Source organism: Rhodoferax lithotrophicus, assembly GCF_019973615.1.
Classification (GTDB): Bacteria; Pseudomonadota; Gammaproteobacteria; order Burkholderiales; family Burkholderiaceae_C; genus Rhodoferax; species Rhodoferax lithotrophicus.
Genome location: NZ_AP024238.1, coordinates 2,977,221 through 2,993,829 on the forward strand (window position 1 = coordinate 2,977,221; position 16,609 = coordinate 2,993,829).

Here is a 16,609-nt window from a genome sequence, read left to right on the forward strand (position 1 = left end):
GCGCCTGAGCTTGACCTCAAAAGCTCGAAACCCCGTGATTCGCCTATCGGATCACGGGGTTTCTTATTTTGAAAAGGGTTAGGTATAAGCCTGACCCATCACTTGAGCCTGCTGTAACACCAGCTCCACCGCCGCATCCTGTAAATCCGGCGGATATTTGTACTTGCGCAGAATACGTTTCACCATCAGCCGCAACTTGGCGCGCACACTTTCGCGCTCTGACCAGTCCACCGTGAGGTTTTGACGCAGGTTTTCGGTCAGCTCATGGGCGATTTTTTTCAGGGTTTCATCACTCAGCTCGCGCACTGCGGATTCATTGGTTACCAGTGCGTCGTAAAAGCGCACTTCGTCTTCGGTCAGGCCAAGCTCATCACCCCGCGCAGCGGCTTCGCGGAACTTTTTGGCCATGGCCACCAGCTCTTCCATCACCTGCGCGGTCTCGATGCTTCGGTTTTGGTAACGCGTGATGACGTTGGAGAGCATTTCTGAGAACTTTTTGTCCTGCACCACGTTGCTGGCAAAGCGGCTTTTGATTTCGCCCTCCAGCAGTCGCTCCAGCAACTCCACCGCCAGATTTTTCTCCGGCAAGGCTTTCACCTGGGCCAGAAACTCGTCATCCAGCAGGCCAATGTTAGGCTTGTCCAGGCCGACCGCGTCAAAAATGTCCACCACCCGCTCGGACACCACGGCTGAATTGATGATCTGGCGAATCGCCAGCTCACGCTGCTCGTCGGTGCGTTTCCGGGCAGAGGTCTCTTTCTTGGTCAGGATTACTTTCACACCCTGCATGAAGGCCACTTCTTCCCGCACGGCTTTGGCCTCATCCAGCGTGCAGCACAGGGTGAAGGCACGGCTCATGGCCAAGGCCGCGTCGGCAAAGCGCTTTTTACCGTCGCGCTGACCTTTGCCGGGTGTGCCAGACTGGATGCCCAGCACATGGTTGGCCGCACCGGCCAGGGTTTTGTGGCCACCGTTCAGGAAACCGCTGAAATCAAAACCGTGCAGCATGGTGCGCAGCACATCGAGCTTTTCCATCAGCACGCTGTAGGCCTCATGAGCGTCCACCGTGGGCTTGCCCCGACCTTTGGACTGGGTGTACTCCTTCATGGCGGCCTTGAGCTCATTGCCAATACCGATGTAGTCCACCACCAGGCCGCCTTGTTTGTCTTTGAACACGCGGTTGACACGGGCAATGGCCTGCATCAGGTTATGGCCCTTCATGGGTTTGTCCACGTACAGGGTGTGTACACAGGGCGCATCAAAGCCGGTGAGCCACATGTCGCGCACGATCACCAGGCGCAGCGGGTCGGTCGGGTCTTTGAAGCGCTTTTCCAGCCGCTTCTTGGTCTGAGGGCTGTGAATGTGGGGCCGCAGCAAGGCCTTGTCGCTGGCGGAGCCGGTCATCACAATCTTGACCACACCCTGTTCCGGGTCAGCGTCGTGCCAGTGCGGGCGCAGTTTGACGATTTCGTTGTACAGGTGCACACAAATGTCGCGGCTCATGGCCACCACCATGGCTTTGCCGGTCTGGGCCTGGTTGCGCTCTTCAAAATGCGCTACCAGGTCAGCCGCCACGCTGGCCACGCGGGGTTCGGCACCCACGACTTTTTCCAACGCAGCCCAGTGGCTTTTCAGGCGCGACTGGTCACTTTCCTCCTCGTCTTCGGTCAGCTCGTCCACCTCGTCGTCGATGTGCGCCAGGTCAGCCGCGTTCAGGCTGAGTTTGGCCAGGCGCGATTCGTAATAAATTGCCACCGTGGCCCCGTCTTCCTTGGCCTGCTGCATGTCATACACATGGATGTAGTCGCCAAACACCGCGCGGGTGTCGTGGTCGGTGCTGCTGACGGGCGTGCCGGTAAAGGCCACAAAAGTGGCATGGGGCAAGGCATCACGCAGGTGCTGGGCGTAACCGGCCAGGTAGCGCTCACTGGCTTGCGCAGAGGACACTGCGTAGGCTGGTGCCTCAAACTCGACCCGGTGCGGAGTGAGCAAACCCTCACCAGTAGCTATTGTTTTTATAGCTGCTTGCGCATTCTGTACCTGTGCTAGAGGGCTATTTTGCTTATAACTTTGTTGGCGGGTTTTTATTTTGGCCGCAAAGCCGTATTGCGTGCGGTGCGCCTCGTCTGCAATCACCACCATGTTGTGGCGGTTTGAGAGCACCGGAAACAGGTCTTCATCTTCACCCGGCATGAACTTCTGGATGGTGGCAAACACAATGCCGCCGCTGGGCCGGTTGGCCAGCAAGCTGCGTAACTCTTGGCGGGTACGGGCCTGCACCGGCTGCTCGCGCAGCAGGTCTTGCGCCAGACTGAACACACCAAACAACTGGCCGTCCAGGTCATTGCGGTCGGTGATCACCACGATGGTCGGGTTTTTCATCTCCGGCTCTTGCATCACCCGAGCCGCAAAGCAGGTCATGGTGATGCTCTTGCCGCTGCCCTGGGTGTGCCAGACCACACCACCTTTTTGCGTGCCACCGGCACGGGATGCAGCCACCACCTGCCCAATGGCCAGACGCACGGCGTGAAACTGGTGGTAACCGGCAATTTTCTTGACGATGCCGCCATCGTCCTCAAACAGCACAAAGTAGCGCAGGTAGTCCAGCAGGTATGCGGGAGCCAGCACCCCACGCACCAGTGTTTGCAGCTCGTTGAACTCACCCAGCGGGTCGAGCAGCGTGCCGTCAATGGTGCGCCAGGCCATGAAACGCTCGGCATTGGCTGACAGTGAGCCCATCAGCGCCTGCGTGCCATCGGTGATGACCAGCACCTCGTTGTACTGGAACACGTCGGGGATCTGGTCTTTGTAGGTCTGGAATTGGTCAAACGCCTTCCAGATATCGGCATTCAGGTCTGCCGGGTTTTTCAGCTCCAGCAGCACCAGTGGCAGGCCGTTGACAAACAGGATGATGTCGGGGCGGCGGGTGTGGTGCGAGCCTTTGATTGAAAACTGGTTCACCGCCAGCCATTCGTTGCGCCCGGGATTGGCCCAGTCCACCAGCCGCACAAAATCACCCTGGGTTTGGCCGTCTTTCTGGTACTGCACCGGCACACCCGTGACCAGCAGGCGGTGAAAGTGCCGGTTGGCGCTCAGCAGCGCCGGGTGCTCCAAGTCTTGCACCTGCCGCAAAGCGTCTTCACGGGCGGCAGTGGGCACGCCGGGGTTGAGTTTGAGGATGGCTTCACGCAGGCGAAACGGCAGCAGCACCTGGCGGTAGTGGCTGCGCTCGGGCTGGGGGCCGTCATGGGCGATGTCCGGGCCATAGAGGTGGGTGTAGCCCACGTCGGCCAGCCAGGCCAGGGTTTCTTGTTCGAGTTGAGATTCGGTCATTGCGGTCAGGGCCTCACTGGGGCTTGGCCCTGCAAGAGCGCGTTCAAGGCAATGTTCACGTAGTAGTTGCTGCGACCTATTTTTTGCTTTTGCACAAACCCACCCTCCGTCAGTGCTTCCAGGTATTTGGTGGCCGTGATGCGCGATAGCCCCAAGTCCCGCTGCACAAACTCGATTTTGGTGTAGGGGTGCATAAACAGGTTGTTGATCAAGTCCTGGCTGTAGAACTTGTAGCCCGCGCGAATGCGCTGCTTGTAGTCAAACAGCGTGGTCTTGATCGCCTGCACGGTGGCGATAGTCTGCCCGGCGGTCACTTCGACGGCCTCCAGCAGGTACAGCACCCAGTCTTCCCAGGTGTCTTCATCACGCACGGTTTGCAGCAAGCGGTAATAGTCTGCCTTGTGGCGCACGATGTGTTGGCTGAGGTACAGCACGGGGATGTCCAGCAAGCCTTCTTTGACCAGATACAGCACATTCACAATGCGCCCGGTGCGGCCATTGCCATCGTAGAACGGGTGGATGCTCTCAAACTGGTGGTGGATCAGCGCCATCTTGATCAAGGGGTCAGCATCAAACAGCTCGGCCTCATTGATGAAGCGCTCCAAACCTCGCATGAGTTCAATGATCTCTGCCGGGTCTTGGGGCGGGGTGTAAATGGTCTGGCCACCACCATCTTTGAGCGCCGTGCCTGGCAGCTTGCGAAAACCCGCATTGTTGCGCTCCAATTCGCCCTGAATCTGGATGATGTGGTTGCAGGTGAGCAAGCCACTGCCTTGCACCTGCTCAAACCCGACCCGCAAGGCCTGGCGGTAACGCAGCACCTCTTTGGCGGCCGGGTTGGCAAACGACTCAGGCAGCACATCGTCCTTGAACAGCTCGTCGTGGGTGGTGACGATGTTCTCAATCTCGGAGCTGTCCTTGGCCTCTTGCAGCGCCAACGTGTTGATCAAAATGCCCTGATTGGGAATGGAGGCCGCTACACCCTTCAACTCAGCCAGCTTGCGGCTGCTGCTGGCCAGCTTTTTGAGGATGGCCGGTGTCTCGAACCGGGCGGGGTTGAGTTGTTCAAGCGGCGTGAGTGCGGACATGGGCGAACTTTGAAAGGCTTATGTGTATAGCTATTAAAAAATTCTTTACATGATAGTTGCGATGTGTATAGAAAATGCGATTTTTTATACAGATTGCCAATGGTCTGATGCCATCGCGCAACGTTATGCATCAAATTGGCCTTTAGCTCCCGTGGGATTTGCGAAATAAGCAATTAAAAACATAGCTATTGGTGACATTGGACTCATGATCTCACCTCCCAGTGCCCGCCTTTGTCGCCACCTATCCGTTCAATTTGGCCTGCATCGCGTAGTTTTCGGATGGCACGATGGATGGCGCTCTCGGACTTTCCAAGCAGTGCAGCCAGCTCTTGCACGGTGATCTCTGCATTGCTTTTCATCGCTTCGAGAATTTGCTCCGGCGTTTTCACTGGCGTTTTCACTGGCGTTTTCACTGGCGTTTCGGTCAAAACGCCACTGAAACCACGCCCCCAGTTCATCTCCAGTGTGGTCTGCTCAAACGGCTCGAACGAATCCGCCAGACGCACCGCATTCCCCATGTCCTCCCACCCCGAGCGAATTTTGGGCAAACCAGAGCCCGCCCGTTCCCCCAGATTGATGAACAGAAACATCTGGTGCAAAGTGCGGTTACGGCAGTCACTTGCACCACCCGCCAAAGCTTGTGCTACCGGCACGCGCATCATGCCGGGGTTGCGAAACACAAAGCCCGAAGGCTGCTTGACCACCAGCACCGAGGCCCGCCCCGTGTAGTCCGCATGGATAAGCGTGTTCACCAAAGCCTCACGCAGGGCTTGATGCACAGGCGTGTCATCCACCCGCTCCCCACCCTGCAACACAAAAGGCACCTTCAGGTCTTCGGTCAGCTTGCGAATCACGCGGCGAAAGAAGTCATACAGATTGCCCGACCAAGCACCATCGGGCACGATGCGATCCAGCCAACGGGTTTGCGACTGCGCATCCGCTGGGCGCTCCTGGTAATCCAGAAAGTAGAGCCCAAACGCCTCTGTGATCGAAGTCCATTGCCCAAACATCAACAGCCCGGCAGCAGTCAAGCCCACCTCACCACTCGCGCGGTCTTCGCGCCAACCGCCGATCAGCCGCAAAAACTCGTCGTCGTCCGCGTTCAGCCATGGGTGTCCGGGCCGATGCACGGCAAAGGCATTGCGGTACGCGCGCAAGCTGTCTGCATCCAGGTCGCGCATGCCAAATTTGTCCAGAATTCGCGCATCGCGGCTGTCCTCCATCTGCTCGGCCAGCATGCGCTTCACCGTTTCGTCGTCACACTTGCGGTCGCCGTCATTCAGGCGGCGGTAAGTGTTGCCCAAGGGCTGGCCGTGCAAGAACACCGGTTTTTGCTTGCGCGTGGCTTGGGGGATAGTGATGGCCAGAATGGTCTTGTCGTCCACCACCAACTCTTGCACGTCAGCATCACTCAGCAGATTGACACTGACCTTGGCCGGGTTGTTCAGGTTGTTGAACAGGTCAGTCCTCAGCTTGGCGGCATGGCTCAGACCTGCCATACTGAACGCGCCGTCTTTCTCGCGCACGCCCAGCAACACTACACCACCGTGGGCATTGGCCATGGCGGAATAGCTAGACCAGAAGTCTTTGGGAATTTCGCCCTGGCCGTTCTGACCTTGGGCCAGCTTACATTCCATAGCAACGGACTCACGCAGTAGCGACAAGTCTTCCACGGTCTTCAAATCAAACATCAATATGCCTCCAGCCATGTTTGCTTCTGTATTTGTGCATAAATTAGTCTGTAGCCTTCTTTTTATATGCGTTAACAGCTACTAAAAACATAGTTTGTACAAGATACTTCCATCGGTTGATCATCGTTGGGTTAAACTCATGCTCAAGTGGATTGGGGGTTCTCGATCGGCGTTATAGCCTCGGTGGGTTCATCGGGGCTTTTCGCTTTCTGGGGTGGGTAAACCATCAAGCCCACGTTCTCAAAACCACTGCCCACGTGTGCACGCCCGCCATCGCAGTAAAACTTGCGCTTCAGCAGGTCAAACGCCTGGTTCTGCTGTGCCGGGCGAATGTAATTCAGTCCAATGGGCCTAGCTACCAAGTCTGCCAACTGCAAGCCCGCCAGATTGGTCTTCTTGTCAGCAAAAACAATATCGAATGGAAGTCGTCTGCTTCCAAGAGCGCTGCCATCGCGAATCCTACGAAACTCCAATTCCAGCTCCCTATCTTCCTTTTTGCCTCTGCACTCCACCACCAAATGCGTTAGCAGATGGTCTTGCTTTTTCTCTGCCAAAAATCCCCGCAAAGCCTCCAGACAAATATCCAAAGCAATGTGATACGGATTGGTCGATGCCCCTTCGCTTTTGCCCATGCGCGCCTTGTCCACCACACAGGCAATCAGGATGAAATTGCTGGTATCCATGATGGCCGACAGTTGCCCTACGAATTCAAGCCGGATGGGCAAGCGGTTCAGAAAAGCAAACTCACCCTTTTGCTTGCGAATGTCATGCTCGTGAAGCACCACGCTGTCGTGACCAAAGTAGTTGAACTTCAACTTCTCGACGGCAGGGATAATTTTTTCGGCATAGTGCCGTTTATGAATTACACACAAAGCCAGCACAAACACCGGAAAGTCCGGATTGATGCTGGCCAGTGAATGGTCGCCGCTTTCGTCTACATAGACCACGTAATCACTGAATCGTGTTTCTGGGTTGTCTGTCGGTGGGCTTTCTAGCGGAGAAGTCTCAGCCACTTCAAAAAGCGCGTATTGGGTGCCTGGTTTTGTGGTCATGAGGTTCTCTTTATTCGTCTTGCTTGGCTGGTGGTTTGGCTAGGCGCTTGTTCATTAAATCGGCCTGTAGCCCTTGTTGAATGTGCGCAAGCAGCTATTAAATACATAGTTATTGTGGAGGCTGGGTTCATGCCAGCGCATCCTCTGCGGCGGACTGCGCCTCTGGCAGGCGCAACTGACCCGAGATCAGGCGCGGGAGCAGGGTGTCGCGCAGGGTGGCTAGGGTTTGGGCTTGTTTCTCGTTCTCGATCAGCCGATCAAACAAAGCACCCGCAACGGTTGCAAATACCTGCACCACTTCTGGCGACGGCAGTAATGCCGGAATAGGCCGAAACGCCTTTTTGCTGATCTCCATGAAAGTCGAGCCATTGGCGCGGCCTTTGATGTTTTCCATGTTTTGACGGCACCAAAACAGCATGTACAAAGGCGGCAACAAGCCGCCGGGCGGCATCGCGATGTAGCCTTGGTTGATCGCCAGCGAGACTTGCGCCAACGCCAGATAGCCAATGGGTGCGCGGGATGACAAAAGCAAAGTGCCAATGGGCAGCGCGCCAGAACCGATCTTGGCTAGGCCTTGATCGCTGAGTTTGCGTTCAGTGTCCAGCAGCACCGGCGCAGCAATGCCCGACAGGTCTTTCGGTGTTGTCCAGCAGTGGATTGCCGGTTCCCAATAGGCGGGGTTCTTGGTGTCCGGGGTTGCGCCGCCGACAGCTTCAACCGCATCGCCAATTGGCAGAACCCGCCACCCTCTCGGCACCAAGCCCAGCTCCGATTCCTCGAAGCTGTCGGGAAACAGCCGGGCGGTGGCCTCATCCATGCCTTCGGGGGCGCGGCCTTCCAGCTTGGCGCGTACCGGGTCGAAATCGACAAACCACGACTTGAACAGCGCCTGGGCGATGGCTTCCAGCGTGGCATTGGTTTCGCGCAGCAGGGTGATGCGGTCGTCGAGGGTTCCAAAAAGACGAGCGAGACTTCTTTGTTCTTCAATGCCCGGCAACGTAATCGGAAGCCCTTTGATAATGTCCGTGTTTAGATTCGGCATGACCGCACCAACCGCGTGTGTTCTCAGCCAGATATACGCGGCCTCGCTGGACAGAAACATCGCTAGGTAGTTGGGGTCAACTCGCGGGCTTTGAATTCGCAGCAATAAAGCGCCAGTGCCACAAAGCGCACCCTCAAATCGCTCATCAATGATTGCGGACAGGCCGGTAGCTTGAGCGCCGCGACGGGCAAACAGAATGTCTCCGAGTCGTAGGCGGTGTCTTGCGAGTCCAGCGGCCTTCATTGAATCCACTTGGGGCACTGCAATGTCGAGAATGCGTCCGCGCCCGATGGCTTCTGTCGGGATCACCGCAGTACCTGCAGTAACGTAATCATGGCTATGCAACTGCGAGCCGAATGGGCCAGTTTGAACAGTAGCCTCTCCCTTACGCACCAATTCACCGATGGTGAGCGTGACCCACTCCGCACTCATACCCCCTCCCCCTCAAACCCATCCGACTCCAACGCCCAGCCTGCCAAACGTTCCGCGATCTGTTCCGGGCTGGGCAACTCGCCCTGAAAGTTGGCGGGCAGTTGTGGGGTGACGGTGTAGGTGGCAATGCCCAGCGGGCGGGTCATGGTGCGCAGAGCGTATTCCACCATCGTGCGCGTCTTGCTGCGGCAAATCACGATGCCAATGGGCGGGTTTTCGCCATCCACGCGGTGATGCTGGTCGAGCTGATCCAGATAGAACTCGATTTGCCCCTTGTGCTCGGGTTTGAACTCGCCAATCTTCAATTCAATCGCCACCAGGCAGCGCAGCCGCCGGTGAAACAGCAGCAGGTCGATAAAGTAGTCGCGGCCATCACTTTCCAGCTTGAACTGGTTGCCGACAAAGGTGAACGCACCACCCATTTCTGCCAGAAAACCGCGCAGGTTGGCCACCAGTGATAACTCCAGTTCGCGTTCGGAATGCTGTTCGGCCAGCCCCACAAAATCAAAGGTGTAGTGGTCTTTGATGGCCAGCATGGCCTGCGCCTTGATGCCCTCAGGCACGGCTGCGTCAAAGTTGGTCTGCCCCAGCAGGTATTGGCGGTAGCTGTGGTTGTCCAGTTGATGCTGCAGCACGTTTTTTGACCAGCCAAAGCGGGCGGTGGCACGCAGGTAAAACTCGCGCTCCAGGTCGTCTTTGCAGCGTGCCATGATGAGCAGGTTTTTGGCCCAACTGATTTCTGCAACCAGTGGTTGCAGTTTTGGCTTGTCGGCATAGTCACGGAAAAAGTTCAGCATATTCCAAATGTTGCGTGCTGAAAACCCGTTGCGCCCCGGAAACTCTGCCTGTAAATCCCGCGCCAAATTCTCCACCACGGCTTTGCCCCAGCCCAATGTGGCTTGGCGTTGGCTGATGTTTTCACCCAGCCACCAGTAAAGCGCCAGCATCTCGCTGTTGACAGCCCGCAATGCCTGGCGCTGGCGCTGGCGAATTTCGGTTTTGACTTCCCGCAAAAAGTCAGCGTAACCGGATGGCTTTGCCGCGTTTGGCTGCGTCGCTGCCAATGGTGCGGGTGTTGTCGGCGCTTTCTCAACCGCCTTGTTTTTGCTTGTGCTCATACGGACGCGCTTTCGTGTTCAGCTTCATCGGGCGTGTCCCACATCTCCCGGTACGCATAGACATAGTCAGCCGTAGCCGCTGGATCAATGCCGTAGTAATAGCGGCACAGCCGTTTGAACACCAGCAGCATGTCCGGGTCGCAGCAAAAACCGAGCATGTGGTCAAGCTGATGCTCGATGCGACGGGTGTCTTGCGCACCGCTTTGGATGATGGCATCCACTTCTTCGTTGGCGGCTTGGATGGCTTGGTGGAACAGTGCCGATATTTGTCCGGCCAATTGGTGCAGGTTGTCGGTCATGGGACACTTCCTGTAGTTGTACTTATCGCGTGACCACGCGGGCTGCAGAGTATTTGGGCAACGGCCTGTTGCCCAAATCGGCCTACAGGCTGTTGGCTTATTGCCGTTATCGACAGTTTTATAGACAGTTTCGGATTTTCGCTGGGGTTCAAAACTTATCCCCCGGCCTGCAGCAACTCCACAATGACCTGTACCACCTGACTATGGCGTTCGGGCGTGAGTTGCCCGGCTGCACGTTGGAACAGGCTTTCATTCGCGGTAAAAAGCTTGCTGGCCCGGGCGTAGCTCATACGTTGCAGGCTGCCTTGCTCAAAATCTGCATCAGTGATGACAACAGCAGATGTATCTGCGTAAGGGTTGCTGGTGATTTGGCACAGCACCCAGTCACCTTTGCCGGCATTTGCCAATACCAGGGCGGGGCGCAGTTTGCTTGCGGTGAGGTCAGAAAACGGAAATGGCAGCAAAACTACTTGGCGGGTTGCAAATGTGCCCATGCGGCATCCTCCTCAACGCGCTGCCAATCTTGTGCCAGAGCGGATTCACTCAGAGTTGCACCGCAGAGCGCGGTGTCAGTCGGTTCGAGTTCTTCAGTAAAAGTGACCAGCACGCGCCGGGGTGTCAGATGTGCCACGGCTGCCAAGTCCAGAAATTGAAGATGCCCGTTGGGCTGCAATACAGCTTCATAGGTTTGCATCATGACTCAGGCTCCTTGGTGTTGCTTCAGAACTCATATCCTAACCCTCCCAGCTTTTGCCGTATCAACTGATCCAGCTCCGCCCCCTTGGCCATCTGCTCACCCAGCTTTTCGGTGAGCTGCTGCATTTTGGTGGCAAAGTCTTCGTCCTTGTCTTCGACTTCTTCCGCGCCCACGTAACGGCCAGGGGTGAGCACGTGGCCGTGCTGGGCAATCTCGGCCAGGGTCACGCTGCGACAAAAGCCAGCAATGTCCTGGTATTCACCAGCACCCAGCTCGCCACGCCAGGCCGCCACGGTGGCGGCAATACGCTCAATGACGGCATCGGTCAGCTCACTTTGCACCCGGCTGATCATGCTGGCTTGTTTGCGGGCATCGATGAACAGCACTTCGCCCTTGCGTTTCTGCTTCTGCTTGACCAGAAACCACAGGCAGGCGGGAATCTGGGTGTTGAAAAACAGCTGGCCGGGCAGCGCCACCATCACCTCAACCACATCGGCCTCGACCATGGCGGCGCGGATTTGACCCTCAGAGTTCTGGCTGCTGCTCATGGAGCCGTTGGCCAGCACAATGCCGGCCCGGCCAGTGGGTTTGAGGTGGTGCAGCATGTGCTGTAACCAGGCGTAGTTGGCGTTGCCTTGGGGCGGGTCACCATAGACCCAGCGCGGATCACCCGTCAGGCTGCCGTGCCACCAGTCGCTGATGTTGAAGGGTGGGTTCGCCAGGATGAAGTCGGCGCGTAAATCAGCATGCTGGTTGCGGGTGAAGGTGTCGCCCGGCTCGCGGCCCAGATTGAAGTCGATGCCACGGATGGCCAGGTTCATCGCCGCCAGCCGCCAGGTGGTGGGGTTGGCTTCCTGGCCAAATATGGCGACATCGCCCGTCTTTCCTCCGTGGGCAGCTATGAATTTCTCAGACTGCACAAACATGCCACCACTGCCACAACAGGGGTCATAGACCTTGCCGGTGTGCGGGGCCAGCACGGCCACCAGGGTTTTGACAATGCTGGCCGGGGTGTAAAACTGGCCGCCGCGTTTGCCTTCGGCACTGGCAAACATGCCCAGAAAGTATTCGTAGACCTGGCCCAGCACATCACGCGCCGTGCTTGGGTTGTCACCAAAGCCGATGGTTGAAACCAGGTCCACCAGTTCACCGAGTTTGCCGTCGGGCAGCTGGGCGCGGGCGTAGCGTTTGTCCAGAATACCTTTGAGCTTGGGGTTTTCCTGCTCGATTTGGGTCAGGGCTTCGTCAATACATTTGCCAATGTCAGCTTGCTTGGCGGCATTGCGCAGCGCCTCCCAGCGGGCGGGTTCAGGCACCCAGAAAGCGTTGACTTCTTTGTAATAGTCGCGGTCTTCCAGCTCGGCCTCAATGTCGCCGGGCTGGGCATCGTGGTAGAAATACTCGTCTGCCGGGTTGCTCAGGCGCATGACCAGTTCGGCACGGCGTGCGGCGAAGGTGTCAGAGATGTATTTGACGAAGATCAGGCCGAGCACCAGGTGCTTGTATTCGGCGGCATCCATGTTGGCGCGTAATTTGTCGGCGGTGGCCCACAGGGTTTTTTTGATGTCGTCGAGCATGGGGGTGCAATGAGCAGCGGTTAACGTGAAACCACTTTCATGCGCCAAGGCGCTGCGCTGGCGAGAATGAAAGTGAGAGGCTAAGACCGACTTGATCTTACCAACGCCGCCGCTGCATCAACGCCAATTCAACGCCCCGCTCAGCACCCCGCTTCAGCGCCCATTGCCACGCGAGTCCTGGCGCTCATCTTTCCAGCGTTTGTCTTTCTTGTCCTTCTTGCCGTTGTGACGATTGCCGTTGTCATGCATGGGTTTTCCCATGGTCATGCCCGGCATGGGCCGTGCGTCCTCACGTGCCCAGTAACCGGCTTGGCGGGCGTAGCGGCCATCGCGTTGCTCCCAGTGGTCAGGCTCCCAGCGGTAGCCGGGGCGCTGCATGATGGAATGCCCGCGCACCCAGATGTGGCGGTCATGGTTCCAGGCCCAATAACCCGGAGCCCACACATAGCCCGGCGGCATCATGGGCACGGCCTCAAACATCGGCGCAGGGGGTGCCACAACAATGTTGAAGTTGATCTGTGCCCAGGCTGCGCTGCCCGCCATCAGTGCCAAAGACAGCACCAAACCTCGAACCATCGTATAACGCTTCATACAAACCTTTCAGTTGGGGTTAAATGCGCCATGTTCGCGGTTGACAGAAGCCCAGTCGGTGCGTTTGCGTACCGACTGGGGTGCGCAAACGCCCTAGTCTTGTCCGACTATGAAGCACGCTTGGCCCACCTCCTCTCCCCATTAAAAATATCACCATGAGCCTGCCTCGTTCCGTCAAGTGGATCACCGGCGTTTTGCTGGCCTTACTGCTGCTGATCACCCTCACCGTAGCGTTGCTGGGCTGGAATTGGCTACGTGCGCCAATAGAGCGCATGGCTTTCGAGAAAACGGGGCGCACACTGGTGATTGGGGGCAATCTGGAGGTGCAATGGGGCTGGCCATGGCCACGACTTCGGGCGCAAAAGGTGAGCTTTGCCAACCCCGCCTGGGCCACCCATGCACAACTTCTGACCGCCGACGAGGTGTCTTTTTCTGTCAACCTCACGCAACTTCTGCCACAGGTTCTGGCGCAAAAATGGGTGCTGACCGACCTGCATCTGGTGCGCCCAACCGTGTCTTTGGAGTTGGGCACTGGTGGCCGCAAAAACTGGTTGCTGGATGTGAACCAGCAAGATGACAACGCCCGCTTCGTCATCAACCGGCTGACGCTTGACCAGGGTGTCTTGAGCTTTGACGATGCCTTGAGCCAAACCCATCTTCGGGCTGAACTCTCATCTTTACCCGTACACACCGGCAGTACCCAAGCGGCAGGTGTGGCATTCAGCGCCAGCGGGCAATTCAAGGGCCAGCCCTTGCGGGCCAAGGGCACGGGCGACTCGGTGCTGGCGCTGCAAAACGCGGCCACGCCCTATGGTTTGCAAGTGGATGCCACGGTGGGGCCGACACAGATTCAGGCGCAAGGCCATCTCACCAACCTGGCCAAGCTCAGTGCCATGGATATGCAACTGACACTCAGCGGCAACAACCTGAACGAGTTGTTCACCCTGACCGGCCTGGCCATGCTGAGCACCCACGATTACGTGATACAGGGGCACCTGACACGCCAGGCCAACACCTGGCGTTATGAGAACTTCACCGGCCGCATCGGCACCAGCGACCTGGCGGGTTGGGTACAGGTGAAAACCGGGGGTAAAAGGCCGCTGCTGACGGCCGAGCTGGTGTCACAACAGCTCATGCTGGAAGACTTGGGCCCGGTCATCGGGGCACGCCCAGGGCATTTAAAAGCCGCCCAGAAGGCGGTGGTGCAAAGCGGGCCAGCGCCGGGGGCCACGCCCAGCAGCCAACGGGTCATGCCTGATTTGCCTTTTAAGTTTGAGCATTGGAACAGCGTGGATGCCGAGGTGGACTTTCGCGCCCAGTCGCTGCGCCAAGTCACCACCCTGCCACTGGCGCTGCTAAGCACCCATTTGAGTCTGAAAGATGCGGTGCTCAGGCTAGACCCGTTGCAATTTGGTATTGCCGGGGGGCAAATGAACGCGGTCTTGACGCTGGATGGCCGCCACAACCCGATTCAAGCCACGGCCAAGGTGCAGATCCGCCGACTGGCGCTGGCCAAGCTGTTACCGGCCGACAAAATGGGCACCACCAGCGCCAGCCAGATCGGTGGCCAGATTCAACTGGCGGGCAGCGGTAATTCAGTGGGCAACATGCTGGCCCATGCCAATGGCAACGTGGCGCTGCTGGTGTCAGGCGGCGAAATCAGCCAGATGGTGATGGAAAAAGCCGGCTTGCACTTGTGGGAAATGTTCCGCTTGAGTTTGACGGGTGACAAGTCCATCAAGCTGCGTTGCGCGGTGGCCAACTTTGAGGTTCACACCGGCGACATGCAGGCCAAGGTGCTGCTGCTCGACACCCAGGTGACCACACTTTTAGGCAGCGGAAACATCAGCCTGGCGCAGGAAAAACTGGACTTGACCTTCAACCAAAAAACCAAAAACACCAGCCCCTTGGCCCTGCGCAGCCCAATTCACGTGCGCGGCAACTTTGCCAAGCCGCTGATTCAGGTGGATAAAACCCGCATGACGATGCGCGCCCTGGGGGCACTGGCACTGGGAACCATCAACCCGCTGCTGATGCTGCTTCCGCTGATTGACCCCGGCCCCGGCCAGGACAGTGATTGCAAACCGTGGCTGCAGGGGAAATGATGAGCCCGCGGCTTGCCATGCTGCATCGGGCCAGTCTGGCGCTGGTGCTTATGCTTGGTTTGACAAGCTGCGCCAGCTTGCCCGATACCCAGGCTCTGATTGCGCGGCACAGCGCCCAGGCGGCCCGGTTTGAGAACGCGCGTGGCCCGGTGTCGATGCAGAAAAGTGCCGCCATCGTGGCGGAGCTCAAGCGCAGGTCGGGCGACCTGGACATTCTGGACAAGCAGATTGCCCTGGAGCAAGCCGTCAGCGACAGCCCGCTCACGCTGGGCAACCAGGCCACCCTGCTGCAAGACGGCCAAGCCACTTATGCGGCCATGCTGGCGGCCATGGCGCAGGCGCAAGACCATATCAACCTGGAGTCGTACATCATTGAAGACGATGCCACCGGCCACCAGTTCGCCACGGCACTGCTGGCGGCGCAGGCGCGGGGGGTGCAGGTGAACCTGATGTATGACAGTGTGGGCGGCATCCACACACCACGCGCTTTTTTTGAGCGGCTCCAGGCCGCCGGGGTGGCGGTGCTGGAGTTCAACCCGGTCAACCCGCTGGCAGCACGCGGGCCGTGGCTGATCAACAACCGGGATCACCGCAAGCTGCTCCTTGTGGATGGCCACACGGTGTTTCTGGGCGGCATCAACATCAGCAGCGTGTATGCCTCGGGCTCCGTGCTGCACCCTGGGGGCAAGGCCAGCACCAACGCCGCAGCCTGGCGTGACACCGACCTGCAAATCCAGGGCCCGGTGGTAGCCGAATTTCAGAAACTGTTCCTGCAAACCTGGGACAAACAGCACGGCCCGCCACTGGCATCCAAGGCCTACTTCCCCACCCTTCCCGCCAAAGGCAAGGACATTGTGCGGGCTATCGGCAGCACACCAGACGACCCCTACAGCCTGATCTACCTGACCCTGATCTCGGCCATTGGCAATGCGGAAAAACACATTCACATCACCAACGCCTATTTTGTGCCAGACCCGCAATTACTCAGCGCCCTGGCCAACGCCGCAGCGCGCGGGGTTGAAGTCAAGCTGATCCTGCCCAGCCATTCAGACTCGGCCCTGGTGTTTCACGCCGGGCGGGCACATTACGCCAGCCTGCTCAAGGCCGGAGTGCAGATTTTTGAGCGCCAGGATGCCTTGTTACACGCCAAAACGGTGGTGATTGACGGGGTATGGTCCACCGTGGGCTCGACCAACCTGGACTGGCGCAGCTTCCTGGACAACGACGAGGTGAACGCGGTGATTTTGGGCCGCCCCTTTGCCCTGCAAATGCAAGCCATGTTTGAACAAGACCTGCGGGCCTCGCAAGCCATTGACCCGGCCCGCTGGGCAGATCGGCCGATGGAGTTCAAGCTGAAGGAATGGTTGGCTCAGTTTTGGCAGCGGCTGCTTTAGGGGAGGCATTTGGGAATGCCTCTGGAAATTGGCTTTGGTGGATTTCTGACTTTTGTAATCCCCCCCTATCCCCCAACCCCTTTCCACCCCCGCCGGGGCGGAAAGGGGAGCCAACAGCCGTATTTGGCCGCGTCTCTGAACTGAAGCCAGACAACGCTTCGGCCAACGGGGCGGTGTGGGGACGCGGTGA

13 protein-coding genes are annotated in these 16,609 nt (G+C 58.0%); 2 read left to right on the forward strand and 11 right to left on the reverse strand.

The genetic code is table 11. The features are described from left to right. Window positions 1-78: 78 nt before the first annotated feature. The 11 genes from LDN84_RS13730 to LDN84_RS13780 all read right to left on the reverse strand — a co-directional run bounded on the left by LDN84_RS13730 (window position 79) and on the right by LDN84_RS13780 (window position 12,920). Window positions 79-3,333, reverse strand: coding sequence for a type I restriction endonuclease subunit R (locus LDN84_RS13730; RefSeq protein WP_223904011.1), 3,255 nt, complete (start codon window positions 3,331-3,333; stop codon window positions 79-81). Window positions 3,334-3,338: 5 nt separating this feature from the next. Further along, window positions 3,339-4,421, reverse strand: coding sequence for a Fic family protein (locus tag LDN84_RS13735; protein ID WP_223904012.1), 1,083 nt, complete (start codon window positions 4,419-4,421; stop codon window positions 3,339-3,341). A 203-nt stretch (window positions 4,422-4,624) separates the two neighbouring features. Next, the gene (locus LDN84_RS13740; RefSeq protein ID WP_223904013.1) at window positions 4,625-6,112 is read right to left on the reverse strand and encodes a DUF8451 domain-containing protein; all 1,488 of its coding nucleotides are present in this window, start codon (window positions 6,110-6,112) and stop codon (window positions 4,625-4,627) included. Window positions 6,113-6,255: 143 nt separating this feature from the next. Further along, window positions 6,256-7,164 (reverse strand): DUF3800 domain-containing protein, encoded by a 909-nt coding sequence (locus LDN84_RS13745; protein WP_223904014.1) that lies wholly within the window; start codon window positions 7,162-7,164, stop codon window positions 6,256-6,258. A 127-nt stretch (window positions 7,165-7,291) separates the two neighbouring features. Continuing rightward, window positions 7,292-8,638, reverse strand: a complete 1,347-nt coding sequence (locus LDN84_RS13750; protein WP_223904015.1) for a restriction endonuclease subunit S — start codon at window positions 8,636-8,638, stop codon at window positions 7,292-7,294. Then, window positions 8,635-9,756 carry a PDDEXK nuclease domain-containing protein gene (locus LDN84_RS13755; RefSeq protein WP_223904016.1) on the reverse strand — a complete coding sequence of 374 codons (1,122 nt, stop codon included), beginning with the start codon at window positions 9,754-9,756 and terminating at the stop codon, window positions 8,635-8,637. Before LDN84_RS13755 ends, LDN84_RS13750 begins: the two co-directional genes overlap by 4 nt. After that, window positions 9,753-10,055 carry a hypothetical protein gene (locus tag LDN84_RS13760; RefSeq protein ID WP_223904017.1) on the reverse strand — a complete coding sequence of 101 codons (303 nt, stop codon included), beginning with the start codon at window positions 10,053-10,055 and terminating at the stop codon, window positions 9,753-9,755. The genes LDN84_RS13755 and LDN84_RS13760 overlap by 4 nt, the downstream gene beginning before the upstream one ends. Before the next feature lie 155 nt (window positions 10,056-10,210). Beyond that, entirely contained in the window at window positions 10,211-10,549 is a 339-nt protein-coding gene (locus LDN84_RS13765; RefSeq protein ID WP_223904018.1) for a type II toxin-antitoxin system PemK/MazF family toxin, read from the reverse strand. Beyond that, a complete protein-coding gene (locus tag LDN84_RS13770; RefSeq protein ID WP_223904019.1) occupies window positions 10,522-10,752 on the reverse strand; it encodes a hypothetical protein in 231 nt (76 codons plus the stop codon). Before LDN84_RS13770 ends, LDN84_RS13765 begins: the two co-directional genes overlap by 28 nt. A gap of 23 nt (window positions 10,753-10,775) precedes the next feature. Further along, a complete protein-coding gene (locus LDN84_RS13775; RefSeq protein ID WP_223904020.1) occupies window positions 10,776-12,329 on the reverse strand; it encodes a class I SAM-dependent DNA methyltransferase in 1,554 nt (517 codons plus the stop codon). Between the two features lie 153 nt (window positions 12,330-12,482). Next, window positions 12,483-12,920 carry a YXWGXW repeat-containing protein gene (locus LDN84_RS13780; RefSeq protein WP_223904021.1) on the reverse strand — a complete coding sequence of 146 codons (438 nt, stop codon included), beginning with the start codon at window positions 12,918-12,920 and terminating at the stop codon, window positions 12,483-12,485. Between the two features lie 155 nt (window positions 12,921-13,075). On the opposite strand from LDN84_RS13780, the gene LDN84_RS13785 reads away from it, so the two are divergent. Both LDN84_RS13785 and cls read left to right on the forward strand, forming a co-directional pair. Beyond that, window positions 13,076-15,025: an AsmA family protein gene (locus LDN84_RS13785; RefSeq protein WP_223904022.1), complete on the forward strand. Its 1,950-nt coding sequence runs from the start codon at window positions 13,076-13,078 to the stop codon at window positions 15,023-15,025. Continuing rightward, window positions 15,025-16,419 carry a cardiolipin synthase gene (gene cls / locus LDN84_RS13790; protein WP_317134797.1) on the forward strand — a complete coding sequence of 465 codons (1,395 nt, stop codon included), beginning with the start codon at window positions 15,025-15,027 and terminating at the stop codon, window positions 16,417-16,419. The genes LDN84_RS13785 and cls overlap by 1 nt, the downstream gene beginning before the upstream one ends. The last annotated feature ends 190 nt before the right edge of the window (window positions 16,420-16,609 follow it).

Coding starts and splice junctions, on each gene's coding strand:
- LDN84_RS13730 (WP_223904011.1), bottom strand. CDS start 3,333: ATGACCGAATCTCAACTCGAACAAGAAACCCTGGCCTGGCTGGCCGAC.
- LDN84_RS13735 (WP_223904012.1), bottom strand. CDS start 4,421: ATGTCCGCACTCACGCCGCTTGAACAACTCAACCCCGCCCGGTTCGAG.
- LDN84_RS13740 (WP_223904013.1), bottom strand. CDS start 6,112: ATGTTTGATTTGAAGACCGTGGAAGACTTGTCGCTACTGCGTGAGTCC.
- LDN84_RS13745 (WP_223904014.1), bottom strand. CDS start 7,164: ATGACCACAAAACCAGGCACCCAATACGCGCTTTTTGAAGTGGCTGAG.
- LDN84_RS13750 (WP_223904015.1), bottom strand. CDS start 8,638: ATGAGTGCGGAGTGGGTCACGCTCACCATCGGTGAATTGGTGCGTAAG.
- LDN84_RS13755 (WP_223904016.1), bottom strand. CDS start 9,756: ATGAGCACAAGCAAAAACAAGGCGGTTGAGAAAGCGCCGACAACACCC.
- LDN84_RS13760 (WP_223904017.1), bottom strand. CDS start 10,055: ATGACCGACAACCTGCACCAATTGGCCGGACAAATATCGGCACTGTTC.
- LDN84_RS13765 (WP_223904018.1), bottom strand. CDS start 10,549: ATGGGCACATTTGCAACCCGCCAAGTAGTTTTGCTGCCATTTCCGTTT.
- LDN84_RS13770 (WP_223904019.1), bottom strand. CDS start 10,752: ATGATGCAAACCTATGAAGCTGTATTGCAGCCCAACGGGCATCTTCAA.
- LDN84_RS13775 (WP_223904020.1), bottom strand. CDS start 12,329: ATGCTCGACGACATCAAAAAAACCCTGTGGGCCACCGCCGACAAATTA.
- LDN84_RS13780 (WP_223904021.1), bottom strand. CDS start 12,920: ATGAAGCGTTATACGATGGTTCGAGGTTTGGTGCTGTCTTTGGCACTG.
- LDN84_RS13785 (WP_223904022.1), top strand. CDS start 13,076: ATGAGCCTGCCTCGTTCCGTCAAGTGGATCACCGGCGTTTTGCTGGCC.
- cls (WP_317134797.1), top strand. CDS start 15,025: ATGAGCCCGCGGCTTGCCATGCTGCATCGGGCCAGTCTGGCGCTGGTG.